The sequence below is a fragment of the Methylorubrum podarium genome, assembly GCF_040270385.1.
GTDB classification, from domain to species: Bacteria; Pseudomonadota; Alphaproteobacteria; order Rhizobiales; family Beijerinckiaceae; genus Methylobacterium; species Methylobacterium podarium.
On record NZ_JBELQE010000091.1, the window covers coordinates 77844 to 103819 of the forward strand.

Here is a 25976-nt window from a genome sequence, read left to right on the forward strand (position 1 = left end):
CGGCGGCACATGGAGGTAGGCATGACGAAGATCATCACGGCGGCGCTGGCGCTCGCCCTCATGGCCGGTTCCGCGCTGGCCCAGGACAACGGTGGGCGCGGCGGCAATCCGAGCAACGCCGGTGGCGGCAACACGAGCACCAGCGGTGGCGGCGGCTCGGGCCGCTGAGCGACCGACGATCCAGTCCCGCAGCGGACCGTCCGCTGCGGGGCACGTGTTCCATTCAACAGACGCGGCACGGCCTGTGACAGCCTCGCGCTGTATCTCGGAAGTAACCCCAAGACTATGATCGGGAGGACCAGTCCTTCGGGTCGAGAAACGGTGCAACTCATCTCCGCCAGAGTTCGACATCGAGCCTGAGCGAGCGAGGACGGCGGCAATCCGGTGGTGTTCTGCCTGGCAGTGCCGGCTGAACTCACACGATCAGGCCAGCACCCTGCTGGTGCGTGAGATCGACGCCCTGCAGGATGACAAGCGTCTGAAAGCTGTCTGCATCTCCATCCGTGTCGAGAAGCACCTCCGTCGATGACGGCAAGCGCCGGTGAGCGTCGCGGCGGTTCGAGGAAGCGGTGTCGAGCGGGCGTTTCGTGTCACGCTCGACGATGCGCACGCGGCCATCCGGCGGCATGGCCCCTCCGATGCCGGGGCCGTTGGCGAACGCCCACCCGGACAAGCGCGCTTTGCCCTACCCTGATGCCCGTCGGCGAAAGGGCGTCGGCCTCGGCGGGTCGCCCCGTGAATCGCTGCCGTGCTTCGCGATCGAGCGGCCGCGATGCGACCGAGCGTGACCTTCCGCCCATCCCGAGATCACCCTGCACGACCCGCGTTCGCTGATGTCGGTCGCTGCCGCAAAGGCGGCGCGCACGCAAGATGGATTAAAGTCCTGTCCTGCGCCTTTGGGATTAGATCGTTGGCGCGCAATAGTCGCCCACTCAGCCGAAATCTGCAAGCGATGTACACTTCGGTACTAAATCACTGATTATCACATTAGCATCGTTGACTGTATTTTATGCAGAAATTACTCGATAGCCATAGTCGTTCTGACTATACGCATCGGCGCCCAAGCTTCGATGAAGACGCGTCTTGTGTCGTTTAACGGCCGACGCACTCTTTTCGCGATGCGGCGCACGTCATTGTGGGGGCAGTTATGGTTGCGCTGGTCAAACACGATCTTGAGTTCATTCTCAGGCAGATCGAAATCGCAGAAGCGCACGCTCAGGGCGGCGTCTTGGCTGAACTGGTCGCGGGATATAACGGCAATGACGGCCTGACCCAGGCGCATCTGCTTCCCTATGGCCTCCGCACGGTCGATGGAAGTTACAACAACCTGCTTCCGGGGCGTGAGAAATGGGGCGCATCGGATCAGAGCTTCCCCGGACTGTTCACGCCGGCCTACCTCAACGACGCGGACGGCGACCGCTACGACTTCAATCCTCTCCCGAACATGGAGACGTGGTTCTCCAATAACGACTACGCCAATGCGGGCACGCGGTCGGGATCCCAGCCCGGCCCCGGGAGCGGCACGGTCATCGACGCCGATCCCCGGATCATCTCGAACCTGATCGTGGACCAGACCCTGGACAACCCGGCCGCCATCGCGGCGGCGCTGACCCATGCCGGCCTGGCGGGCCAGCCGCTGATGACGGCGCTGAGCGAGATCGCCGCCGCGCACGCCGCCGCGAAGGCGGCGCCGGCCGATATGGCCGCCAAGGCCGCGCTCGATGCGAAACTCGCGCAGTACGGCGTCGAGATGGACGGGAATACCGTCTATCTGCCGAACGTCGCGCCCGACGAAGGTTTGTCGTCGCCGTTCAACGGCTGGATGACGATCTTCGGCCAGTTCTTCGATCACGGCCTCGATCTCGTGGCCAAGGGTGGCAACGGCACCGTCTACGTCCCGCTGTCCCCGGACGATCCGCTCTACGTGCCGGGCGGGCAGAACTACATTCCGCTGACCCGCGTCACCGTCGAGGCCGGCGCGGACGGCGTTCTCGGCACGGCGGATGACGGCGCGGGCCCGAAGAACCTGACCACGCCCTGGGTCGATCAGAACCAGACCTATGCCTCGACCGCGTCGAAGCAGGTCTTCATGCGCGAGTACATCCCCGGTCCCGACGGCAAGCCGATCGCCTCCGGACACCTGCTGGAGGGCAGCAACGGCGGGCTCGCCACCTGGGCCGACATCAAGGCGCAGGCGAAGACCGTCCTCGGCATCGAGCTGACCGACCTCAACGTCGGCAACATCCCGCTGATCGCGTCGGACCCCTACGGCAACTTCATCCCCGGCCCGAACGGCTATCCGCAACTGGTCGTGGGCATGGGGCCGGACGGCAAGCTCGGCACGGCCGACGACGTGCTGCGCGAGGGCAACCCCGCCGCGCCGGTCAGCGCGCAGGGTGTGGTCCTGACGGGACACGCCTTCCTCGACGACATCGCCCACGCGGCCGTGCCCGTCATCGCCGGCGGCGTGCTGCAGGCGGACGGCGATGCGGCGCTCGGCTATGCCAACGCCGACGGCACCCCCGGTCCCCAGGGCCAGCGCGGTGCCACCGCCTACGACAACGAATTGCTCGACCGGCACTTCGTCGCCGGCGACGGCCGCGCCAACGAGAACATCGCGCTGACCGCCGTCCACCAGGTCTTCCATTCCGAGCACAACCGCATCGTCGAGATGACGAAGCAGATCGCCCTCGATTCCGGGGATCTCGCCTTCCTCAACCAGTGGCTGCTGGTCGATGTCGCGGCGATCCCGACCACCGAGGCCGACCGGGCCGCGCTGGTATGGGACGGCGAGCGCCTGTTCCAGGCCGGTCGCTTCACCAACGAGATGGAGTACCAGCATCTCGTGTTCGAAGAGTTCGGCCGGATGATGCAGCCCGACATCGACGCCTTCGTGTTCGAGCCGTCGGCCGACATCAATCCGAGCATCGCGGCGGAGTTCGCGCACGTCGTCTACCGCTTCGGCCACTCGATGCTGCGGCAGGACATCGCCACGATCGGATTGGATGCGGACGGCAAGCCGGTCCAGAACGACATCACGCTGTTCGACGGCTTCCTCAACCCGGTCATGTACGACTCGCTCGGCGATGCCGAGGCCGCCTCCGGGGCGATCATCCGGGGCATGAGCCGTCAGACCGGCAGCGAGATCGACGAGTTCGTCACCGACGTGCTGCGCAACCAGCTCCTCGGCATCCCGCTGGATCTGGCCACCATCAACCTCGCGCGCGGCCGCGATGTCGGCACGCCGACCCTGAACGTGGCCCGCGAGCGGTTCTTCGAGGAGACCGGCGACACGCTGCTCAAGCCCTACGAGAGCTGGGCCGACTTCGCGCTGAACCTCAAGAACCCGGCCTCGATCATCAATTTCATCGCGGCCTACGGCAATCACGCCTCCGTGCTGAACACGGCCGACGCGCCGCGCACGGTCGAAGACCTGCGCGCGGCCGCGACCAAGCTGGTGCTGGGTGATTCCACGCTGACGGGCGATGCCAAAGCCGCCTTCGACGCTGACCGGCTCGACTTCCTCAACCATACGGGCGCCTATGCCGGCGACGCCACGCTCGGCGGCCTCAACACCGTCGACTTCTGGATGGGCGGGCTCGCCGAGAAGAAGATGGCGTTCGGCGGCATGCTGGGCTCGACGTTCAGCTTCGTCTTCCAGATGACGATGGAGAACCTCCAGGATGCCGACCGCTTCTACTACCTGTCGCGCACGCAGGGGCTGAATCTGCTCAACGAGCTGGAGAACAACACCTTCGCCGAACTCGTGATGCGCAACACCGACCTCGGCGACGCGGACTCGACCGCGCTACCCGGCAACCTGTTCTCGGCCTTCCAGATGCCGACCCTCGAACTCGACATCAGCAAGCAGCTGGGCGCCGATCCGGTGTCGGACGATCCGTTCCTCGGCGGCTTCTCCAAGCTGATCGAGCGCGTCGACGCCAACGGCGACGGGATCGCCGAGTCGATCCGCGTCAACAGCAACGAGCATTTCACGATCGGCGGCACGGAAGGCAACGACGTCATCGTGTCCGGCGGCGGCGACGACGCGATCTGGGGCAAGGGGGGCGATGACCGGATCGAGGCCGGCTACGGCGTCGACAAGGTGTTCGGCGGAGCCGGGGACGACATCATCACCAATGCCGGCACGGATATCGGCGAGGCGGACTTCCTGCACGGCAACGAGGGCAACGACGTCATCCACGGCGGCTCGGGCCTGTCGCTGCTCTTCGGCAACCAGGGCAACGACTTCATCGTGACCGGCCCCGACGGCAAGGAGGCCTTCGCCGGGACCGGCGACGACTTCGTCCTCGGCGGAAGCGGCGGCGACGTGCTCCTGGGCAACGAGGGCAACGATTGGCTGGAGGGCGGGCAGCGCTTCGACAGCCTGTCGGGCGAGAATTCCGAGCTGTTCTTCAACTCGACCATCGTCGGCCACGACATCCTGAACGGCGGCGGCGGCGACACCGACTACGACGGCGAGTCGGGCGACGACATCATGTTCCAGAACAGCGAGGGCATCCAGCGCAGCAACGGCATGGCTGGCTTCGACTGGGCCGTCCACAAGGGCGACAGCCAGGCCGCCAACTCGAATCTGGGCATCCCGATCTTCGCGACGCAGGAAGCCTTCATCCTCCGCGACCGCTTCGATCTGGTCGAGGGCCTCTCGGGGTGGAAGCAGGACGACGTTCTCACGGGGCGCATCACCGCCGTGAACACCCGCGCGGAACTCGAGGGCACCGCGGCCATCCCCGGCCCGAATTCGCCGCTCGACTCCTACTCCAACGACCTGCTGGCCAAGAACGTCGCCCTGATCAGCGGCCTCGCCCCGCTGGTCGCCCATCTCGGCGCGGGCGTTCCGGTGACGCGGGTCGTCGACGGCCAGACGGTGCCGGTCCTCGACGAGAACGGCGTGCAGGAGCGCGTGATCTTCTCCACGGCGGATGCCTCCGACATCCTCCTGGGCGGCGGCGGCGGCGACACCATCACCGGCCTTGCCGGCAACGACATCATCGACGGCGACCGCTGGCTGAACGTGCGCATCCGCTTCGTCGAGGAGGGGGTCGCCTACACGGTCGATGAGATGGCCGGCCAGGTCTATCTCGAAGCCGAGTACGTGAACGGCGCCCCGGTGCCGAATGCGGTGCCCCAGTTCGGCGGCCGGCCGCTCACCGACCTGATGTTCGATCGCACGATCAACCCCGGTCAGCTCGCCATCGTCCGCGAGATCGTGGACGGCGACGCGTCGAACTCTGCCATCGACATCGCCGTCTATCGCGACGTGCTGGCGAATTACGACTTCACCCAGAACGCCGACGGCAGCATCACCGTCGCGCACCGCGTGGTCGCGGGCGTCGATCCGACGCCGGAGGACGACCCGGCCGGCGAGACGCCGGAGACCGAGGGCGAGCCCGACCGCGGCTCCGATGGCGTCGACCGGCTGTTCAACGTCGAGAAGCTGCGCTTCTCTGACGGGAACGGGGGCACGGTCGAGTACTTCCTCAACCAGCTGCCGTTCCCGGCCACGGGGGCGCCCGTCATCGTCGATCCGACGCCGACCAACGGCCAGGTTTCCCCGACGGAAGGGCTCGCGCTCACGGTCGATACGAGCGCGATCCAGGACGTGAACGGGCTGGGCGCCTTCAGCTATCAGTGGCAGGCCTCGGGCAACGGCGGCACCACGTGGCGCGACCTTCAGGTCAACGCGAACGGGCCCGCGTTCACACCGAACGACGGCGTCCTCGGCGTCGGCAGCCAGGTCGGCGAGATCCTCCGGGTCCGTGTCAGCTTCACGGACGGGGCCGGGCATCAGGAAGTGCTCTTCTCCGCGCCGACCGGCGTCGTCGGCGACAATTGGGATGCGATCCCGTTCGTGGCCAACACCTTCAACGGGACGGCGGGCGACGACATCGCCGACGGGACGAGCGGGTTCTTCGGTCTCGGCGCCAACGACACGCTGAACGGCAATGCCGGCAACGATATCCTCAACGGGGCCGGCGGCAGCGACACCCTGAACGGCGGCGCCGGTGACGACCGCCTGGATGGCGGCGCCGGCACCGACGTGGCGGTCTTCGCCGGCGCCGTGGCCAACTTCGCCCTCGGCTCCAGCGGCACCAACCTAGTCGTGACCGACCTGACCGGAGCCGAAGGGACGGACACCCTCAGCACGATCGAGACCCTGCGGTTCGCCGGCGCCAACTACGCCGTCGTCGCGGGCACCGCCGGCAACAATATCGGCCTCAACGGGGCCAACGGTGCGGCCGGATCGCAGGCGGTGTTCGGCTTTGCCGGGAACGACACGCTCAACGGCGGCGCGGCCAGCGACCATCTCGTCGGCGGCCAGGGCAACGACACCATCCGGGGCGATGCCGGCGGCGATACCATCTACTGGACGGCGGGCGATGGCCGCGACCTGATCAACGGCGACACCACCGCCGCGAACATCTTCGGCAGCGTCGACACGATGAAGGTCGTCGGCGACACCTCCGCCGAGACGTTCCGGATCTACACACGGGCCGCCGCGCTGGAGGCCGGGATCGCCGATCTCAACGCCAACACCGAGATCGTCATCACCCGCAACGGCACCGGCAGCGCTTCGATCGTCGCCGAACTGGACAACATCGAGGAGATCGTGATCAGCGGCCGGGGCGGCGGCGACATCTTCATGCCGGTCGGCGACTTTACCGGCACCAGCCTCCTGACCAGCACGATCACGCTCGAAGGCTCCGGGGACGACGACACGGTCGACATGACCGGGCTGCTGTCGGCCCACCGCGTCGTCTTCCGGTCGAACGGCGGCGACGACAGGCTCGTCGGCAACCTGCGTCCCCAGGACATGATCGAGCTGCCGGACGGCGCGACCTCGGACGAGTACGAGATCGAGACCGATGCGCAGAGCGGCCTCACCACGATGACCAGGGGGGAAGACAGCATCTGCTTCACCAGCCCCGGCGGCCTGCCGCAGTTCGGATCGGGCCGGAAACACGACGACGACGACGACATCGAGGACGAGTACGAAGACGATCCTCACGACGATTACGAACCGGAAGATCGTCCGGACACCGGCGAGCCGAATCCGATCGGCAAAACCTTCGTCGGCGGCGCGGAAGACAACATCTTCACGGGCACCGCCAGAAACGACAGCTTCAACGGCGGCGGCGGAACGGATCGGGCGATCCTCAACTTCGCCTTCGGTGCGGCTTTGGTCGGCGTCACGGCCGACGGCGCCACGGTGATCACCGGCCCCGACGGGAGCGACACCTTCCGCGGCATCGAGGTGTATCAGTTCAGCGACCGCACGATCGACAATGCCGACGGCTCGCCGCTGGTGGACGACCTGTTCTATCTCAGCCGCTACGGCGACGTCGCGGCGGCTGGCATCGATGCCGACACGCACTATGCCGAGTACGGCTTCCGCGAAGGGCGCGATCCCAACGCCTTCTTCTCGACGAAGGGCTACCTCGCGGCCAATCCGGACGTGCGGGCCGCCGGCCTCAACCCGCTGTCCCACTACGATCAGTACGGCTTCCGCGAGGGCCGCGATCCCGGCGTGAACTTCGACAACGAGGCCTACTATGCCGCCAACCCGGACGTGCGGGCCGCGGGCCTCAATCCCCTGCGCCACTACCTGGAATACGGTCAGGGTGAGGGCCGCACGACCGACGACGCGATCGGCCGCCCCGCGGATCTCGGCGCGTCGCAGGGCTTCGACGCGCAATTCTACCTCCTCGGCAACGTGGACGTGGCCGAGGCGGCGATCGCGGCGGGCGGCGACAGCTTCGCCTTCGCCCTCAACCACTACACCAAGTACGGGATTGCCGAGGGTCGCGATCCGAACGCCGTCTTCGACACCGACGGCTATCTCGCCGCCTACCCCGACGTGCAGGCGGCCGGCGTCAATCCGCTGACCCACTATGTCCAGTACGGCGCCCGCGAGGGCCGCGATCCATCGACCGAGTTCGATACGACGGCCTACCTGGCGGCAAACCGGGACGTCCAGGCCGCCGGCATCAATCCGATGCTGCACTACCTGCAATACGGTCTCTACGAGGGCCGCTCACCGCAGGCTGATGTCAGCTTCGGTGCCGGGATCGTCGGATGAGGGTGGATATTTGAAGGCACGCTCCCGGTCACGACAGTGACCGCGGATCGAGGCATCGAAAGCAGCGAGCCCCGCGTCGAGGACCGTTTGGGTAAACCCCAAGCGGTCCAACACGTTGGGCTCGCGCGAAGACGGGACGACCCGGCGGAGGTGATCGGTGCGGTGTCGCTGCCGTACGATACGAGCGCCGCGGGCTTTTGCACCACCGAATGCGCGAGGATCGGCGGCAGACCAAGGTGTTGAGATGTGGCGGGACTTATCCGCATCATCAGCATGAGAGGCTGATGGCGCGCCCTGCGGGAATCGAACCCGCCTTTTCAGCGTGAAAGGCTGACGTCCTAACCGATAGACGAAGGGCGCTGTCCGACGGCGCCCGGTCTATAGTCGGGATCGCTTCCGACGGCAACGGCCTTGCCGAAGGTTTCCGCCGCTTGACGCGGAGCGGTCCCATCGGTTTCTCGGGCGTTCGAGACGCCGTCGTCATCCCTGCCTGAAAGACCCGCCATGACCCCGCCGCGCGACCGTCCGGCCAAGCCCTACGGCTTCCGGCCCCGCCCGCGAACGCAGCAGCCGCCCGGACCGACGGCCCGCGAGGGGAGGGACCACGTCGTGCTCTACGGCTGGCACCCCGTGTCGCAGGCGCTGGCGAATGCCGGCCGCCAGTTCCACCGGCTGCTCGCCACCGAGAACGCCCTGGCCCGCCTGAACGAGGCCGGGATCGCTCTGCCGGTCGAGCCGGAGATCGTCCGGCCGAGCGCCATCGACCGGCTGCTCGGCCCGGACGCCGTGCATCAGGGCCTCTACGCGGAGGCCGAGCCGCTGGCCGCGCCCGACCTCGATGCGATGCCGGACGACGCGCTGCTGCTCGCCCTCGATCAGATCACCGACCCGCACAATGTCGGCGCCATCGTCCGCACGGCGGCCGCCTTCGGGGTCACCGCGATCGTCACCACCGCGCGCCACTCGCCCAATGCCACCGGCGTGCTGGCGAAATCCGCCTCGGGCGGCCTCGAACACGTGCCGCTGGTGATCGTGCGCAACCTTGCGGAGGCGCTGATCACCCTCGGCGAGCGGGGCTTCACCCGGATCGGCCTCGACTCCGACGCCGGAACCTCGCTCGATGCCGTCGGCCCGCGCCGTCCGGCCGTGCTCGTGCTCGGCGCCGAGGGCAAGGGCCTGCGCCAGCGCACGACCGAGTGCTGCGACCTGCTCGTGCGCATCGACGCGACGGGCGCGATCCGCAGCCTCAACGTGTCGAACGCGGCGGCGATCACGCTCTACGCCCTGACCCGCACCGCCGGCACGACGGGCTGAGGGCCGGATCGTCCGCTCTGAGACGGCGCCTAAGCAGCGCCCCGGCACGATCGGTCTTGCCCCTCTGGCGCGAGGGTCGGCCGGCTCGTCGATGACGAGGCGGCACGAGACGTTGCGTCGGCGACGCGGATCCGGTATCGCTCGCACCGATTTCCTCATCGGTACCGTCAGGATCCGGGCGCTCACGCCCGGCGGTCGCGCCGCTAAGGGACTCGGCCCTCGACCATCGCTTTGAGCATGCGTCGGCCCTCCGAGAGGAGGCGAGCCCGACCGGATCGTCCATCCGGCGGGCGGCGGTGACGGGGGTATTCCGCAACACGAGCCGCCGACGCCGGCCTCACGCGATGAGGCCATTCAGGAGAAAGAATGTCTGCTGGTCTGAACGCAAGCTCTTCGGCCCGCGAAGATTTCGCGGCCCTGCTCGAGGAATCCTTCCTCCAGCACGAGATCACCGAAGGTTCGGTCGTCAAGGGCACCGTCGTCGGCATCGAGAAGGATGTCGCCGTCATCGATATCGGTGCCAAGACCGAGGGGCGCGTCCCCCTCAAGGAATTCACCGGCCCGGGCCGCGAGGGCGAGCTCAAGGTCGGCGATGAGGTCGAAGTCTACGTCGACCGCATCGAGAACGCGCTGGGCGAGGCCGTCATCTCGCGCGACAAGGCGCGCCGCGAGGAGAGCTGGGTCAAGCTCGAGAAGGCTTTTGAAGCCAACGAGCGCGTCACCGGCACGATCTTCAACCAGGTCAAGGGCGGCTACACCGTCGATCTCGACGGCGCCGTGGCGTTCCTGCCGCGCTCCCAGGTCGATATCCGCCCGGTGCGCGACGTGACCCCGCTGCTCGGCACGCCGCAGCCCTTCCAGATCCTCAAGATGGATCGCCGCCGCGGCAACATCGTCGTGTCGCGCCGTACCGTGCTCGAAGAGAGCCGCGCCGAGCAGCGCTCGGAGCTGGTGGCCAACCTCGAGGAAGGTCAGGTCATCGACGGCGTCGTCAAGAACATCACCGAGTACGGCGCCTTCGTCGATCTCGGCGGCATCGACGGCCTGCTGCACGTCACCGACATGGCGTGGCGCCGCGTGAACCACCCGTCCGAGGTCGTGACCATCGGCCAGACGGTGAAGGTCAAGATCATCAAGATCAACCACGAGACGCACCGCATCTCGCTCGGCATCAAGCAGCTCCTCGCCGATCCGTGGGAGGGCATCGCCGCCCGCTACCCGGAGGGCGCCAAGCTCAAGGGCCGCGTGACCAACATCACCGACTACGGCGCCTTCGTGGAGCTGGAGCCGGGGATCGAGGGCCTGATCCACGTCTCCGAGATGAGCTGGACCAAGAAGAACGTCCATCCGGGCAAGATCGTCTCCACCTCCCAGGAGGTCGAGGTGCAGATTCTCGAGGTCGACTCGGTCAAGCGCCGCATCTCGCTCGGCCTCAAGCAGACCCTGCAGAACCCGTGGGAAGCCTTCGCCGAGAAGCACCCGGTCGGGTCCGAGGTCGAGGGCGAGGTCAAGAACAAAACCGAGTTCGGCCTGTTCATCGGCCTCGAAGGCGACGTCGACGGCATGGTCCACCTGTCGGATCTCGACTGGAACCGTCCCGGCGAGCAGGTCATCGAGGAGTTCAAGAAGGGCGACATGGTGCGCGCCCAGGTTCTCGACGTCGACGTCGAGAAGGAGCGCATCTCGCTCGGCGTGAAGCAGCTCGGCGGCGATCCCTTCGCGGAAGCCGGCGAGATCAAGAAGGGTCAGGTCGTGACCTGCGAGGTCGTCGAGGTGAAGGATTCCGGCCTGGAGGTGAAGCTCGTCGACACCGACATGCAGACCTTCATCCGCCGCGCCGAGCTCGCCCGTGACCGCGGCGACCAGCGTCCCGAACGGTTCGCCGCCGGCGAGAAGTTCGACGCCCGCGTCATCCAGTTCGACCGCAAGGCCCGCCGCGTGCAGGTCTCGATCAAGGCGCTGGAAGTCGCCGAGGAGAAGGAGGCGATGGCCCAGTTCGGCTCGGCCGACTCGGGTGCCTCGCTCGGCGACATCCTGGGTGCCGCCTTCAACAAGAAGAAGGGCGGCGACGAGGAGTAAGCCTCGCCGTTGTCCGACGACGTCTCGGGGCTGGCTCTGCCGGCCCCGAACTTGTTTTGGTCCCGTTTTCGAAGCGTCCCGAGGCGAGCGCGATGGCAGACCGCCTCCCGAGCTTAGGCGCCGGCCTGAGATGGTTGAGGGGGAAGCCCAATGGACGGCGTCCCGACCCGCTCCCACCCGATTTCGATCCCGAGCTCTACCTCGATCTGAACGCCGACGTGGCGATGGCGGTCGAGGCCGGCCTCATCGCTTCGCCGGAAGAGCATTACCGCGTCTTCGGTCATCGCGAGGGCCGGCCGTTTCGCGCGCCGTCCGTGCGGGCCGAACTCGGCGGCGGCCTAGCTGGGCCGTGGACCTACCGCTATCCCTACCGCGCCTGGCCGGATCTTCCGGCGATCGCCTTCGCCCAGCCCCGCCCCGGCCCGGAAGACGAGGCCATCGCGCGCCGGCTCATCGCCGCGTGGCGCTCCGGCGCCGGACGCTCGCCCGTCCAGGCGGACAGCGAGGGCATGTGGGCGGCGCGGACGCAGGGTTTTCCCGCCTTCCACGGCGCCCTGCGGGACGGCGACGCCGCGGTGCTCGCCGGCCTGCTGAACAACCTGTTCCAGTCGCACCTCGCGCACGGCATCGCCATGGGGCGCACGATGGCGACCCTCGCCCGTCACGCTCCGGTGCCCTTCGCCGCGAGCTGGTGCGACCGGCTCCTGCGGCTTTCCGAGGCCCTCGGCCTCGCCCAGGTCCGCTCGCCAGAGCAGGGCGACTTCGCCGCGCCGCTGGCCGGCTCTCTCGATCGGCACGCGGAGCCGGCGCGCCTCGAAGCCGAACTCGGCTTTCCCCTGGCCTTTCCCGATGTCGGCGCGCCGTTCGGCGTGCGCTACGGCGCCGGCATCCTGCCCGAGCACGCCTTCAGCCACGCCTATGCCGCCTGGCGGATCGGACAGCTCGGCCGCCTCGACCGCGTCGTCGAGATCGGCGGCGGCTTTGGCGGCCTCGCTTGGTTCCTGCGGCGGGCCGGCCGGCACTACACGATCCTCGATCTGCCCTTCACCAACGTCCTCCAGGGCTGGTTCCTGCTGAAGGCCGGCCTCGACGTGTCCCTGGCCGGCGAGCCCGAGGCCGCGATCCGGGTCCTGCCGTGGTGGGAGATCGAGCGGGACGAGCGCTACGACCTGGCCATCAACCAGGATTCCATTCCCGAAATGCCCCCGGAAACGGCGGCCATGTACATCGCGCGTATTCGCACCATCGCCCCGCTGTTCTACTCGATCAATCAGGAGGCGGCGGCACCGAACACCGGCGAGTTCCGGCAGGGCGTCGTTCCCGATCTCGTCGCGCGGGACGGCGGCTATCGGAGAGTGAGCCGGAATCTGTTCTGGATGCGCGACGGCTACGTCGAGGAACTCTACGCTCGGCGCTGAACCGGCCGCGTCCTGGGGACAGCGCTTTCGGCGACGACCGCCGCGGGTTGTACGGGCGGGAACGGAACAGGCTCTTGCCCGCTTGCCTCGGGCAGCGTTAAACACGGTCCCCGACTCGGCAGTCCTGCTCGAATCCAAGCCCATCAAGGACTTGGCCGGCATCCGGATCGGCACCGGAACAGTTTGCGGGATCAACCCGTCTCGGCGAGGCGGGCCGGTCCACGGATCAGGCAGGACCGCGTTCGGGCAGGGCGCGGCGTGTACGATCCCAACAGAACAACGGTCGCGCAGCGCCGCTTGGAGAGGAGTACATCGTCGGATGGCCGCAGACGCCGAGTTTCTCATCGACCGCCGCCGTCTGCGCCGCAAGCTGACGCTGTGGCGCGTGCTCGGCATCGGTGCCGCCATCATCGCCGTGGGTGCTCTGGGCTACCGCGCGCGGGTCGGCGACGGCCGCTTCTTCCCGGCCACGGAGAAACAGATCGCCCGGATCTCGATCGGCGGCTTCATCGCCGGCAGCGAATCGACCAAGAAGCTGATCGAGCGGGTCGGCAAGTCGGACGCGGTCGAGGGCGTGGTGATCTCGATCTCCTCGCCCGGCGGCACGACGACCGGCTCGGAGGAGCTCTACCGCAACCTGCGCGCGCTGGCGGCGAAGAAGCCGATGGTCGCGTTCGTCGACGGGACGGCCGCCTCGGGCGCCTACATCACCGCCATCGCCGCCGACCACATCGTCGCCCGCGAGACCGCGCTGGTCGGCTCGATCGGCGTGCTGTTCCAGTATCCGGACGTGTCCGGCCTGCTCGACAAGGTCGGCGTGAAGGTCGAGTCCGTCAAATCCTCGCCGCTGAAGGCGGAGCCTTCGGGCTTCAGCCCGACCTCCCCGGAGGCCCGCGCCGCCCTGTCCTCGATCGTCCTCGACACCTACGGCTGGTTCAAGGGCTTGGTGGCCGAGCGTCGCGGCATGAACGAGAGCCAGCTCTCGGCGGTCGCGGACGGGCGCGTCTTCAGCGGGCGCCAGAGCCTGCCGCTCAAGCTGGTCGATGAGCTCGGCGGCGAGCGCCAGGCCGTGGCGTGGCTCGAGAATGAGAAGAAGGTCTCCCCGAACCTCCCGGTGAAGGATTGGAAGCCGAAGGCCGAGGGCGGGTTCAAGCTCTGGTCGGCGCTCGGGGTCGGGGCCGACCTGCTCGGCCTCGACGGGCTCGCCACCCGCCTCCGCGCGGTCGAGGACGAGGCCGCGGGCGTTGCCCATGGCGGGCTCCTGGCCGTCTGGCGTCCGGCTCCCTGAGGTTTCGCGCCATCTCGCGCCCGCCCCCCATCCGGAAGAGAGCCGCATGATCAAGTCGGAACTCGTGCTCAAGATTGCTGAGCAGAACCCCCATCTCTACCAGCGCGACGTCGAGACCCTCGTCAACGCGATCCTCGACACCATCGCCGACGCCCTCGCCCAGGGCGATCGGGTGGAGTTGCGCGGCTTCGGCGCCTTCTCGGTCAAGCGCCGCGAGGCCCGGCGCGGTCGCAACCCCCGCACCGGCGAGTCCGTGGCGGTGTCGGAGAAGGCGATCCCGGTCTTCAAGACCGGCAAGGAGATGCGCCTGCGTCTCAACCGGGCCGGCATCGGCGACGAGCAGCCGAGCGCTTGATCCGCCGCGACCCGAACCCACCTCCCGGTGGCCGCGTCGGGCCCGGGGCGGCCCCGAATCCCGTTTCGATGCACCCCTCGCGCCGATCCGCCATCCCCATCGGTGACGCGCGCGCTAGTTCTGCGGTCGGAGCCGCAAACGCTCCCGCTCGATCGCCGATCGCGGCATCCGGGCGGGGTCGGCTGAAGGCTCCTGCCGTCCGTCGGAGACCCGTTGCATGATCCGTTTTCTGAAGGCGCTGGTTCTGCTGCCGATCGCGGTGGTGGTCGTTCTGCTCGCGGTCGCCAACCGCGAGCCCGTGACGCTCTCCTTCGATCCGTTCTCGCCGGAGCCGGTGTTCAGCCTCGTCCTGCCGCTCTACGCCGTGCTGTTCGGCGCCGTGGCCCTCGGCGTCCTCGTCGGCGGCATCGGCAGCTGGCTCGGACAGAGCGGAACCCGCCAGCGCGCGCGCCATCACCGCCGCGAGGCCGAACGCTTCGCCAAGGAGGCGGCGGAGCTGAAGACGTTCGGCGCGCCGGGCGTCGAGCCGTCCTACGGCCGAGCCGGCACCCACACGGCGCTGCCGGCCCCGGCCGCGGCGCGCTGAAACGCGGAGCGTTCCACCCCCGATGTCCGAGGTATGCGTCAAGATCTGCGGCCTCGGCACGGAGGCGACGCTCGACGCGGCGCTCGAAGCGGGCGCCGACCTCGTCGGCTTCGTCCATTTCCCCAGGAGTCCGCGCCACGTCACCCTGGAGCAGGGGCGTGATCTCGCGCGGCGGGCACGGGGGAGGGCGGAGCGCGTCGTCCTGCTGGTCGATCCGGACGACGCCCTCCTCGCGGCCGCCATCGACGCCCTCGATCCCGACCTGATCCAGCTTCACGGCAAGGAGAGCCCGCAGCGCCTCGCGGAGATCCGCGCCCGGACCGGGCGGCCCGTCATGAAGGCCGTCGGCATCGCCACCGCGGGTGATCTCGCGGTGCTCCCGGACTACGCCTCCGTGGCCGACCGGCTCCTGCTGGACGCCAAGCCGCCGCCCGGCGCCGACCTTCCCGGCGGCAACGGGCGCAGCTTCGACTGGGACATCCTGAGAGACGCCGTTCTGCCCGCCGGCACGATGCTGTCGGGCGGCCTCGACGCCGGCAATGTCGGGCTGGCGCTGGCCCGCACGGGCCTTTCCGCGGTCGACGTCTCGTCGGGGGTCGAGCTCCGCCCGGGTGAGAAGGATCCGGTCAGGATCGCGGCCTTCGTCGCCGCCGCGCGCCGCCGGGCCTGACCGCCGGGCCCCAGGCCCGTCTTCCCGCCGTGGCCGTCAGGCTGTCGTTCCGGCGCGTTTGTCCGGCTGTGCCGCATTGCGGCCGTCGCCCCATGGGTCTAGCACGCGAGCAGAACCCTGTTTCTCGCGAAGGACCGTCCCCGTGACGCTGAACCCCGCTCCCAATTCCTTCCGCACCGGGCCGGACGAGCGCGGCCGCTTCGGCATCTTCGGCGGCCGTTTCGTGGCCGAGACGCTGATGCCGCTGATCCTCGACCTCGAGAAGGCCTACGCCGACGCCAAGGCCGACCCGTCGTTCAAGGCGGATATGGAGTCCTACGGCACCCACTATATCGGCCGGCCGAGCCCGCTCTACTACGCGGAGCGCCTGACCGAGCACCTGCGCGCGAAGGCTCCGGCGGGGCAGGGCGCGAAGATCTACTTCAAGCGCGAGGAACTGAACCACACCGGCTCGCACAAGGTGAACAACGTGCTCGGCCAAATCCTGCTCGCCCGCCGGATGGGCAAGCCGCGGATTATCGCCGAGACGGGTGCCGGTCAGCACGGGGTCGCCACGGCGACGCTCTGCGCGCGGTTCGGCCTCAAATGCGTCGTCTACATGGGCGCCGTCGACGTCGAGCGGCAGGCGCCCAACGTGTTCCGCATGAAGATGCTGGGCGCCGAGGTGGTGCCGGTGCAATCGGGCACGCGCACCCTCAAGGATGCGATGAACGAGGCCCTGCGCGACTGGGTCACGAACGTCGCCGACACCTTCTACTGCATCGGCACCGTGGCCGGCCCCCATCCCTATCCGGCGATGGTGCGCGACTTCCAGTCCGTCATCGGCATCGAGACGAAGCGCCAGATGCAGGAGTTGGAGGGTCGCCTGCCGGACTCGCTCGTCGCCTGCATCGGCGGCGGCTCGAACGCCATGGGCCTGTTCCACCCCTTCCTCGACGACCGCGAGGTCGAGATCTACGGCGTCGAGGCGGCCGGCCACGGCGTGCAGAGCGGCCTCCACGCCGCCTCGCTCACCGGCGGTCGCCCGGGCGTGCTGCACGGCAACCGCACCTACCTCCTGATGAACGAGGACGGACAGATCGCCGACGCGCACTCGATCTCGGCCGGCCTCGACTATCCCGGCATCGGTCCCGAGCACGCGTGGCTGCACGAGATGGGCCGCGTCACCTACCTGTCCGCGACCGACGCCGAGACCCTGGAGGCGTTCAAGCTCTGCTCGATGCTGGAGGGCATCATCCCGGCGCTCGAACCGGCCCACGCGCTGTCGAAGGTGCTGGAACTCGCCCCCGCCAAGCCGGCCGAGCACCTGATGGTGATGAACCTGTCCGGACGCGGCGACAAGGACATCCCGCAGGTGGCCCAGATCTTCGGCCAGACGCTCTGAGCGGGAGAACGGCCGCGCGGTTCGCAACAGACCGTTGACACCGCCACGCGCTTCTCCATATACCGCGCCCACCGGACGACGCCTCGGCGCCGTCCGCCCCTGTGGCGGGGTAGCTCAGCTGGTTAGAGCAGAGGAATCATAATCCTTGTGTCGGGGGTTCAAATCCCTCCCTCGCTACCACCATCCTTCAGCCTTCACAGGCACTGAGACCGAGCCCTGGACCTGCCGTCCGGGGCTTTTCGTTTTCGGGCTGATCGGTCTGCGACCGCCGACGGCTCCGTCTGCTCGGCCGGCACACCCTGCGCGGCGTCCAGCGCATCGACGGGCTCGCGAACGCGGCCAACGGAACCGCTCTCGTGGATCGGCCTTGTTCCTCGACCTTCGTCGCGGATCTCGCCCCCGATGGACAAGTTCCTCTACTACCTCGTCACGCTGCTCGAATCCGCCTTGTCGGTCGTCGGCATCCGCGCAGCCTACGAGGAGCCGCGCTACGCGGTGGTCGAACGGCTCGACCGCGGAGTCGAGATCCGGGCCTACGACGCGCGCGTGGCGGTCGAGACGGACGCCAGGGGCCAGCAGGACGGCGAGGCTTTCGGGCGCTTGTTCCGCTACATCACCGGCGCGAACGGCGGCGAAGCCCGCATCGCGATGACGGCGCCGGTCGAGTCCGGCGGCCGTCTGATCGCGATGACCGTCCCGGTCGAGCAGGGTGCGGCGGGCACGATGCGGTTCTACCTGCCCCGTACGGTCGCCGAGGCCGGGGCGCCCGAGCCGACCGAAGCCGGCGTCCGGCTAGTGCGGATTCCGCCGGAACGGCTGGCCGTGCTGCGCTTCTCCGGCAGCGCGACGCCCGAAGCGCGTGATGCGCAATCCCGCCGTCTCGCCGAGGTGCTGGAGAGAGCCGGACGGAAGCCGGAGGGGCTGCCCTTCTTCATGGGCTACGATCCGCCCTTCTCGATCCCCTTCCTGCGGAGAAACGAAGTCGCCGTGCGGCTCCCGTCCGCGAAGACGTGACCCGTAGAGGTTTTTCGTCCGACCTGTCGCCCACGGCTGGATCGGAGCGGCCGCACAGCCGCTGTCCCACGGTTACCGGTTGATCACCTCGGTCATTGCCCATCCCGTCATCGCGAGCGGCTGCGAAGCGATCCAGAGCGCGCCCTATCCGGAAAGGTCGCGCCCTGGATCGCCACGGCTTCGCCTCGCGATGACGTGGGTGGCGAAGTGACCGAGCGAACGGCGATCGTCGCCGGATCGGCTTCTCAGCGCCCTCTGATCCAATCCACGGCACCCGCGGCGGAGCGGAATTCTTCGAGGGCGTGAACCCGTGAAGCCGGGATCGCGTCGCGGGCCATGGTCGCGAGGGCGTGGCCGGGGCCGAGTTCCAGAACGGTGTCGCAGCCGTACTCGCGGCAGGCCACCAGGCAGGCGGCCCAGTCGATCGTCTGAGAGATCTGACCCGCGAGCTTCGACAATCCGGACCGAACATCGAACACGACGGCGCCGTCGAGGCCGCTGATCAGCCTGGGAGCTCCTGCCGACGGGCGCCGCGGGCTCTCAGCGGCCAGGGCCTCCGCGAAGCGCCGGCTCGCTTCGCGCAACAGCGGCGTGTGCGAGGGCGTCCGCACCGAGAGGAGCACGGCCCGCTGCGCCCCGGCCGCACGCGCCGCCGAGCAAAGCTCCTCGAGGTCGGCGCGCGCGCCGCCGACGACGGCGCTGTCGGCCCCGTTGCGGATCGCGAGGTGGCAGCCATGACGCCCGGCCATGATCTCGATCTCCGCGAGGCGCAGCCCCCGGATGCCGGCGAGCGCGAAGCCCTCGCCGCTGGCCGCATCCATCGCCTCGGCACGGATCGCCGCGAGGCGCAGGATCGCCTCCGCGTCGAAGCGCCCGGCGCAGCCCCAGGCCGCGAGATCGCCGATACTGTAGCCGGCGACGATCGCGCGGGCGGGGCGCGCCGCCTCGACGAGGGTCCAACCCGCCAGCGCGGCGGCGCAGCAGAGGATCTGCCCGGTGCGGTTGCCGTGCAGGTCCGCGCCGGGAGCGCGCACGAAATCCCGCGGGTCGCGGCCGAGGACGCGCTCCGCCGCCGCGAAGACCGGCGCCGCGGCCGGCCAGTCGGCGGTGAGATCGAACATCCCCGGATGCTGGCCGCCCTGGCCGGAGAGGAGAACGGCGAGGGTCACGGGCGCGCCTCGATCGCGTCGACGAACAGCGTCATGGCGAGCAGGTCGGCGGCGCCGCCGGGGCTGAGGTTCCGGGCGACGAAGGCGCGGTGCAGCGCCTCCGCGCGCCTCCGCCAGCCGGCTTGCGCCACGCCGCCCTCGGCGATGAACCGCGCGGCCTCGTCCCGCGCGAAGGCGAACCCGTCCGGACCGCCCCGATGCAGGAGGTTCGTGTCCTCGACATGCGCGATCAGGGCGAGACAAGCCTCGACCCGCGCCGCCTCCTCGTCGCCGGGATGCATCCGCCGGCCCCGCTGCAGGGCCGGCAAGCCGACCCGGTAGAGGCTCGGAAACCCGGCGGCGGCCTCGGCCGGTGCACCACCGACGCCGTGCCGGCGGCGAGCCCGCGCGCCGGGGGCGTGGAGCAGCACCGGACCGTCGAGGATCGCCGCGCCGTAGCGCTCGCGCACGAGGGCGCCGAGCGCCCCGGCAGCCGGGCGCGGCAGGGCACCGGCCGCGGCGCAGAGCAAGCCGAGGCCGAAGATGGCGCCGCGATGCGTGTTCACGCCGCCGGTGGCCACCCGCATCGCCGCCTCCGCCTCGAGGCCGATACGGCGCAGCGCCGGCATTGGCGCGCCCGCCGCGCCGGCGCGGGCGAGGTCGCGGAAGAAGGGCGCGATCGCCGCGGTGCTCGCGCGGAAGGTGCCCGCGTCCATGTCGGCGTGGCTGCCGGGATCGACGTGGCTGACGAGGCCCGGTTTCGGGTAGGTTTCGAGTTCGAGCCGGAGGGCGCGAGCGGCCGTCCGCGCGATCGCCTCGACCCACGACCGATCAATGGCCTCCTCGGCGAGCGACCGGCTTGCTGCGAGCGGAATCATGCCAAAACTCCCGCGCGAAGGGCGCCGGCCTCGCGCAGGGCGAGGCGGTCGCGATGCTTGACCAGAACCGTCTCTCCGGGCGCCGCGGCGTGCAGTTCGCGCCAGTTCACGCCGCCGCCGTCGGCGAACACGATCTCGCCGTCGAGTCGCATGGGCGAGCTCGCCTCGATGGCGGCGAGACCGTCGAGGAGGCTGGGCGGGATCGCGTCGGCGACCGGCCAGAGCAGGTCGAGATCCGACCGCTCCGACAGGTAGGGCAGGCCGGTCAGGCTTTGCCAGAGAAGGCTCCCGAACGGGCGCGGCGACAGGTTTCGGCGCTCACCGAGGGCGATGATTGCATCGAGCGTCGCGGCCCAGGAGACCGGCCAGGCACCGCGCGCCTCGGCGAGGAGAACGGGAGGGCGCGGGCGGACTGCGTTCGGCGGCAGGGCGAGGCCGATGCGGCGCTTGCCGTCCCGCGGCGGCAGCGGCAGGCCGACCGGGACGAGCGCCGTATCCTCCCCCGGATGCGAGCGGCGCAGGATGACCGGCCGCCCGGCTTCGATCCAGGCCGCGACGTGGGGCACTCCCGCGAGGTCCGATCGGCCGGCGAGTGCCGTCGCCCAGGCCCGCGGCTCGACGTCGAGAAGGTCGTGGCGCCGGTACGCTTCAGCCAAGCGCGGCGTCCCGCACCACCTGCGCGGCGATCTCCTCCGCCACCGGGCGCCCGCCGCGCTCGCGCCCGGCGCGGTCGCGGACATCCTCAGCGGGCATGGCGTCGATCACGGAGGCGATCTGCTCCGCCAGAGGCCGGTTCGGATCGAGTACCGCCTGCACCGCGCCGGTGCGCACCATGTTGTCGAGGCCCGGCGCGAAGACCGGCGTGTCCTTGGCCATGGCCTCAAGCCGGTCGAGGGGCAGCTTCGTCACGCGCGCGACGGACGGCAGGTCCATCACGCTCGGATTCGCCCCCGGCAGGCCGACGAGGACGCGGGTCGCCAGCGCCGTGGCGATGAAGGCGCCCGCGGCCGAGTGGCCGTAGATCAGCCCGACGGTCGGGTGGCCCTGGGCATCGGCGAGCAGCAGCGTCTTGGCGAGGTGGGCGAGATACTCGTTGAGGCCAAGCAACTCGTCGCGCCGGCTCATCCGCTGGCTGTCGGAATCGATCACGACGAGGATCGGCGTGCCGCCGCCCCGGCGCACCACGTCGAGGACGTGGCGCGAGAGCCGGCAGGCGCCGTCGACGCCGAGCGCCGTGTCGCCGTCGATGCCGATCACCGCGAGCCGGCCGCCCCGGAACGGACCCTCGCCGCCGACGAGCCCGTCCTCGACCGCGACGGAATGGCCCTCGGGAAAGACCGAGGCCAGGATCTCAGCGAGCGTCATGGGTCGTCTCTCCAAGGCCGGCGAGCAGGGCGTCGAAATCGGCGGTCGCGAGGGCCGGCACCGTCTCCGGGTCGTTCACCCCGAGGCGCGCCCAGATCTCGGTGGCGTCGCGGCAATCGCCGAAGCGGGTGAGCCGCTCCTCAAGCCGCGCCTGCTCCGCCTCCAGAGTGGCGAGATCGAAGGCCGGGGCGCGGCCGATCAGGTCGAGCGCCGCCTGCCGGAAGGCGGCGACCGTGTCGTCGGCAAAGGCGTCGGCGCCGCCCGTCAGCCGGCGGTGCTTGCCGCCCATGGTGCGCCAGACCAGGGCGCGGTCGCGGGAGTCGAATTCCTCCGCCCCCTTGTTGGTCTCGATCACCTCCGGCCCCGAGACGGAGATGCGCCCGCCCTCGGAGACGACGAGCCGCGAGCAGGTGCCCGCGATCAGCCCGCCGCCGCCATAGGCGCCGGCCCGGCCGCCGATCAGGCCGATCACCGGCACGCCGGCCGCGCGGACCTGCGCGATGGCGCGCATCACCTCGGCGATGGCGGTCTCGCCGGCATTGGCCTCTTGGAGCCGCACGCCGCCGGTGTCGAACAGGATCAGCACCGCCGCGGGCTTCAGCGCCAGGGCGGCGCGCAGCAGGCCGACGAGCTTGGCGCCGTGCACCTCCCCGAAGGCGCCGCCCATGAAGCGGCCCTCCTGCGCGGCGAGGAGGACGGGTCTGCCGTCGAGGCGGCCCGAGCCGACGATCATGCCGTCGTCGAAGGCGCGCGGCAGGTCGAACAGCGGCAGGTGCGGGCTCATCCGGCGCTGCTCGGGGCCGATGATTTCTTGGAACGACCCGTCATCGAGGAGGCCGTCGATGCGGGCGCGGGCGCTGGCCTCGTACCAGCTCGTGGCCCAGCCCTTGGCGGCGGGGTCGATGATCCGTTCGCTCATCTTCAGACCTCCATCAGCCGGGCGCCCTGGAGCAGGCGCAGGGACACGGTGTCGGGGCGTGCGCCGCCGTCGTTGACGGTGATGCGCAGGCCCCCCGGCTGGGCGCGGGCGACGAAGTCGGCGACGACCGCCGCCCAGACATCGCCGTAGCCGCGGATCGGCGTCTCGATCTCGACCGTGCACTCGGTCGGGGCGAGCGCGCGCTCCAGCAGCACTTCGAGGTTGCCGGAGGCGACGACGCCGGTGATGGCCTGCGCCTTCGTGCCAGGCAGGGCCTTCTGCGTCGTGTGTCGGAAGCTGAGCTTTTCCATCGCGGCCTCACCAGTTCCGGAACTTCGCCGGCGGCTCGTAGAGCCCGCCCGACCAGTGCACGAGATCCTTGATCGACTTCGCCGCGAGGAGGGAGCGGTCCGCGTCGAGGGGCTCGATGCCGAGATCCTCCGGGCGGCGCACGATGCCGCGCTCGCGCAACCGCTCGACCATGGCCCGGTCGCGCCCGCGGCCGATCTCGGTGTAGCCGGCAACGCCCCGGATCGCCTGCTCGCGCTCGTCGGCGGTGCGGCAGAGCAGGAGGTTGGCGATGCCTTCCTCGGTGACGATGTGGGTGACGTCGTCGGCGTAGACCATCACCGGGGCGAGTTCCAAGCCGATCTTCTTCGCCAGTTCGAGCGCGTCGAGCCGCTCGACGAAGGCGGGCGCTAGACCTTCGCCGAAGGTCTCGACGATCTGCACCACGAGCTTGCGCCCGCGCATCAGGGCGGGATCGCCGGTGATCTGGGCCTCGCGCCCTGCCTTCATCCAAGTATCGGAGGGGTGGCGCCGCCCGTGCGGGTCCGAGCCCATGTTGGGCGCGCCGCCGAAGCCCGCCACGCGGTTCTGCGTCACCGTCGAGGAATGGCCGGCGAGGTCGATCTGCAGGGTCGAGCCGATGAACAGGTCGCAGGCGTAGAGCCCGGCCGTCTGGCAGAAGGCGCGGTTCGAGCGCAGCGACCCGTCGGCGCCGGTGAAGAAGATGTCGGAGCGCTCGCGGATGTAGCGGTCCATGCCGACTTCCGAGCCGAAGCAGTGGACCTGCTTCACCCAGCCCGACTCGATCGCCGGGATCAGGGTCGGGTGCGGGTTGAGCGCCCAGTGGGTGGCGATCTCGCCCTTCAAGCCGAGGCGCTCGGCGTAGGTCGGCAGCAGCAGCTCGATCGCCGCCGTGCCGAAGCCGATGCCGTGGTTGAGTCGGCGGATGCCGTACTCGGCGTAGATCCCCTTGATCGCCATCATGGCCATCAGGATCTGCGTCTCGGTCATCGCCGCCGGGTCGCGGGTGAAGAGCGGCTCGACGTAGAACGGCTTGTCGGCCTCGACCACGAAGTCGATCCGGTCGCCGGGGATGTCGACGCGGGGCACGCGCTCGACGATCTCGTTGACCTGCGCCACCACGACGCCGTTCTTGAAGGCGGTGGCCTCCACCACCGTCGGCGTGTCCTCGGTGTTCGGCCCCGTATAGAGATTGCCGTCCCTATCGGCCGAGACGCCCGCGATCAGCGCCACGTTCGGGGTGAGATCGACGAAGTAGCGGGCGAACAGCTCGAGATAGGTGTGCACCGCCCCGAGCTCGATCTGCCCGCCGTAGAGCATCCGGGCGATGCGCCCGCCCTGCGGTCCGGAATAGGAATAGTCGAGCCGCTTCGCGATCCCCTGCTCGAAGATGTCGAGATGTTCGGGAAGCACGATGCCGGACTGGACCATGTGCAGGTCGTGCACGCGGGCCGGATCGCACTGGCTCAGCGCCCGCGCGAGGCAATCGGCCTGCTTCTGGTTATCGCCCTCCAGGCAGACCCGGTCGCCGGGCCGAAGGATCGCCTCCAGGAGATCGACCACCGCGGACGCCGCCACGACCTTTCCCGCGGCATGGGTCCGGCCCGCCTCGATCCGCGCATCGCGGGCTTCCCGCTCCCGACGCCAGCCGCTCATCCGGTCCGCTCCCTATGGTGGCCTCGCTGCGCATACGCCGGCGGCCCTCATGAACCGCGCCGTATGTCCTGCGGCGTTCCGATGCCCCTCTTGTATTCTGACTTGCGTCGAAGTCAATATATTGCATACGATAAGTCAACAAGAACGAATCAGCGCATACAGGAAGGAGACGGCTCATGACGGCTGCATGCACACCGCCCATGCACGGCGCAATCGTCGTGCCGCTGCAGCCCGATCCGGCTGGCCGATGGGGGAGGGACGTTCGATGACGATCCTCGGCGTCGCGCTCCTCGCGCTTTGCACCCTTGTCGGCGTGTTCCTGGGCGACCTGCTCGGGATCCTGCTCGACGTGAAGGCCAATGTCGGCGGCGTCGGCATCGCGATGATGCTGCTGATCGCCGCCCGGGTCTGGCTGATGCGCCAGGACCGGCTCGGCCACGCGACCAAGCTCGGGGTCGAGTTCTGGGCCAGCATGTACATCCCGATCGTGGTGGCCATGGCCGCGCAGCAGAACGTCGTCGCGGCGGTGAGCGGCGGGCCGATCGTGATCATCGCGGCGGTCGGCAGCGTGCTCCTGTGCTTCGCCGCAACGGCCCTGCTCGGCCGGATCGGCGGACGGCCGGCGCAGGACGCCGCCGAGGTCGCGCAGGCGGGCGCGGTCATCGCCGGCGAGGGCGCCGAGGCGCCGTCACGGCCTTCCACCACGGCCCGGAGGTGAGTCCCATGCTGCACATGCTGGAACACATCTTCGTCGAGCAGAGCCTGGTCGCCGCCTTCGCGGTGATCGGCGGCCTGATGCTGGTGTCGAACCTCATCGGGAAACGCCTGACGGGCGGGCGGGTCCACGGCTCAGCCATCGCCATCGTGCTCGGCCTCGGGCTGGCCTATCTCGGCGGGCTCGCGACCGGCGGCAAGCACGGGCTTGCCGACATTCCGGCCCTGTCCGGCATCGGGCTGATGGGCGGCGCCATGCTGCGCGACTTCGCCATCGTCGCCACCGCCTTCGAGGTGGACGTGATCGAAGCGCGCCGCGCGGGGCTGCTCGGCGTCGTCGCGCTCGCGCTCGGCACGGTGCTGCCCTTCATCGTCGGCACCCTGACGGCCATCGCCTTCGGCTACCACGACGCGGTGTCGATCACGACGATCGGGGCGGGCGCCATCACCTACATCGTCGGCCCGGTGACCGGCGCAGCGCTCGGCGCCGACTCGACCGTGATGGCGCTCTCCATCGCCACCGGCGTCACCAAGGCCGTGATGGTGATGGTGGGCACGCCCTTGGTCGCCCGGCTGATCGGTCTCGATAACCCGCGCTCGGCGATGGCCTATGGCGGGCTGATGGGCACGGTCAGCGGCGTCGCGGGCGGGCTCGCCGCGACCGATCCGAAGCTCGTTCCCTACGGGGCGTTGACCGCGACCTTCCACACCGGCATCGGCTGCCTCGTCGGCCCGTCGCTGCTGTTCCTGATCGTGCGGGCGCTGGTGGGATGACGCG

General features: G+C 69.5%; 21 protein-coding genes and 2 tRNA genes. 14 read left to right on the plus strand and 9 right to left on the minus strand.

Annotated features, from left to right (window positions below; all coding sequences use genetic code 11):
* The first annotated feature begins 21 nt into the window (after positions 1-21).
* Positions 22-168, plus strand: coding sequence for a hypothetical protein (locus ABS772_RS17975; protein ID WP_350396158.1), 147 nt, complete (start codon positions 22-24; stop codon positions 166-168).
* Positions 169-415: 247 nt separating this feature from the next.
* Here the strand turns inward: ABS772_RS17975 and ABS772_RS17980 are convergent, their stop codons facing one another.
* Positions 416-610: a hypothetical protein gene (locus tag ABS772_RS17980; protein WP_350396159.1), complete on the minus strand. Its 195-nt coding sequence runs from the start codon at positions 608-610 to the stop codon at positions 416-418.
* 537 nt (positions 611-1147) lie between these two features.
* On the opposite strand from ABS772_RS17980, the gene ABS772_RS17985 reads away from it, so the two are divergent.
* Entirely contained in the window at positions 1148-8101 is a 6954-nt protein-coding gene (locus ABS772_RS17985; RefSeq protein ID WP_350396160.1) for a peroxidase family protein, read from the plus strand.
* A 285-nt stretch (positions 8102-8386) separates the two neighbouring features.
* Here the strand turns inward: ABS772_RS17985 and ABS772_RS17990 are convergent.
* A tRNA-Glu gene (locus tag ABS772_RS17990) sits at positions 8387-8461 on the minus strand.
* A gap of 144 nt (positions 8462-8605) precedes the next feature.
* On the opposite strand from ABS772_RS17990, the gene rlmB reads away from it, so the two are divergent.
* The 10 genes from rlmB to ABS772_RS18040 all read left to right on the plus strand — a co-directional run bounded on the left by rlmB (position 8606) and on the right by ABS772_RS18040 (position 18209).
* Positions 8606-9415 (plus strand): 23S rRNA (guanosine(2251)-2'-O)-methyltransferase RlmB, encoded by an 810-nt coding sequence (rlmB, locus tag ABS772_RS17995; RefSeq protein ID WP_350396161.1) that lies wholly within the window; start codon positions 8606-8608, stop codon positions 9413-9415.
* A gap of 366 nt (positions 9416-9781) precedes the next feature.
* The gene (gene rpsA / locus ABS772_RS18000; protein ID WP_350396162.1) at positions 9782-11494 is read left to right on the plus strand and encodes a 30S ribosomal protein S1; all 1713 of its coding nucleotides are present in this window, start codon (positions 9782-9784) and stop codon (positions 11492-11494) included.
* A gap of 134 nt (positions 11495-11628) precedes the next feature.
* Complete coding sequence (locus ABS772_RS18005) at positions 11629-12912, plus strand: hypothetical protein (protein ID WP_350396163.1); 1284 nt, start codon at positions 11629-11631, stop codon at positions 12910-12912.
* A gap of 319 nt (positions 12913-13231) precedes the next feature.
* Positions 13232-14200 carry a signal peptide peptidase SppA gene (gene sppA, locus ABS772_RS18010; RefSeq protein ID WP_350396164.1) on the plus strand — a complete coding sequence of 323 codons (969 nt, stop codon included), beginning with the start codon at positions 13232-13234 and terminating at the stop codon, positions 14198-14200.
* A gap of 46 nt (positions 14201-14246) precedes the next feature.
* Positions 14247-14555: an integration host factor subunit beta gene (ihfB, locus tag ABS772_RS18015; RefSeq protein WP_003600667.1), complete on the plus strand. Its 309-nt coding sequence runs from the start codon at positions 14247-14249 to the stop codon at positions 14553-14555.
* A gap of 217 nt (positions 14556-14772) precedes the next feature.
* Positions 14773-15141, plus strand: coding sequence for a LapA family protein (locus ABS772_RS18020; protein ID WP_350396165.1), 369 nt, complete (start codon positions 14773-14775; stop codon positions 15139-15141).
* Between the two features lie 22 nt (positions 15142-15163).
* Complete coding sequence (locus tag ABS772_RS18025) at positions 15164-15811, plus strand: phosphoribosylanthranilate isomerase (protein ID WP_350396166.1); 648 nt, start codon at positions 15164-15166, stop codon at positions 15809-15811.
* A 142-nt stretch (positions 15812-15953) separates the two neighbouring features.
* Positions 15954-17195, plus strand: a complete 1242-nt coding sequence (trpB, locus tag ABS772_RS18030) for a tryptophan synthase subunit beta (RefSeq protein WP_350396168.1) — start codon at positions 15954-15956, stop codon at positions 17193-17195.
* A 103-nt stretch (positions 17196-17298) separates the two neighbouring features.
* Positions 17299-17375 (plus strand) — tRNA-Met (locus ABS772_RS18035).
* A gap of 222 nt (positions 17376-17597) precedes the next feature.
* Positions 17598-18209, plus strand: coding sequence for an SOUL family heme-binding protein (locus tag ABS772_RS18040; protein ID WP_350396169.1), 612 nt, complete (start codon positions 17598-17600; stop codon positions 18207-18209).
* A gap of 245 nt (positions 18210-18454) precedes the next feature.
* On the opposite strand, the gene ABS772_RS18045 is transcribed toward ABS772_RS18040, so the two are convergent.
* Genes ABS772_RS18045 through mdcA form a run of 7 tightly spaced genes read right to left on the minus strand, consistent with a single transcriptional unit; the run spans position 18455 to position 24484 of the window.
* On the minus strand, positions 18455-19378 hold the full coding sequence (locus ABS772_RS18045) for an acyltransferase domain-containing protein (protein WP_350396170.1): 924 nt from the start codon (positions 19376-19378) through the stop codon (positions 18455-18457).
* Positions 19375-20235: a triphosphoribosyl-dephospho-CoA synthase MdcB gene (gene mdcB, locus ABS772_RS18050; RefSeq protein ID WP_350396171.1), complete on the minus strand. Its 861-nt coding sequence runs from the start codon at positions 20233-20235 to the stop codon at positions 19375-19377. Before mdcB ends, ABS772_RS18045 begins: the two co-directional genes overlap by 4 nt.
* Entirely contained in the window at positions 20232-20891 is a 660-nt protein-coding gene (gene mdcG / locus ABS772_RS18055) for a malonate decarboxylase holo-[acyl-carrier-protein] synthase (RefSeq protein WP_350396172.1), read from the minus strand. The genes mdcB and mdcG overlap by 4 nt, the downstream gene beginning before the upstream one ends.
* Entirely contained in the window at positions 20884-21600 is a 717-nt protein-coding gene (mdcE, locus tag ABS772_RS18060; RefSeq protein WP_350396174.1) for a biotin-independent malonate decarboxylase subunit gamma, read from the minus strand. The genes mdcG and mdcE overlap by 8 nt, the downstream gene beginning before the upstream one ends.
* On the minus strand, positions 21587-22519 hold the full coding sequence (locus ABS772_RS18065; protein ID WP_350396175.1) for a biotin-independent malonate decarboxylase subunit beta: 933 nt from the start codon (positions 22517-22519) through the stop codon (positions 21587-21589). The genes mdcE and ABS772_RS18065 overlap by 14 nt, the downstream gene beginning before the upstream one ends.
* A 2-nt stretch (positions 22520-22521) precedes the next feature.
* The gene (gene mdcC / locus ABS772_RS18070) at positions 22522-22830 is read right to left on the minus strand and encodes a malonate decarboxylase acyl carrier protein (RefSeq protein ID WP_350396177.1); all 309 of its coding nucleotides are present in this window, start codon (positions 22828-22830) and stop codon (positions 22522-22524) included.
* Positions 22831-22837: 7 nt separating this feature from the next.
* The gene (gene mdcA, locus ABS772_RS18075; RefSeq protein WP_238256313.1) at positions 22838-24484 is read right to left on the minus strand and encodes a malonate decarboxylase subunit alpha; all 1647 of its coding nucleotides are present in this window, start codon (positions 24482-24484) and stop codon (positions 22838-22840) included.
* Between the two features lie 265 nt (positions 24485-24749).
* Here mdcA and madL point away from each other — a divergent pair, with 265 nt between their 5' ends.
* Both madL and madM read left to right on the plus strand, forming a co-directional pair.
* Positions 24750-25202, plus strand: a complete 453-nt coding sequence (gene madL, locus ABS772_RS18080; RefSeq protein WP_238256312.1) for a malonate transporter subunit MadL — start codon at positions 24750-24752, stop codon at positions 25200-25202.
* A 5-nt stretch (positions 25203-25207) separates the two neighbouring features.
* The gene (gene madM / locus ABS772_RS18085; RefSeq protein WP_350396178.1) at positions 25208-25972 is read left to right on the plus strand and encodes a malonate transporter subunit MadM; all 765 of its coding nucleotides are present in this window, start codon (positions 25208-25210) and stop codon (positions 25970-25972) included.
* Positions 25973-25976: the final 4 nt, after the last annotated feature.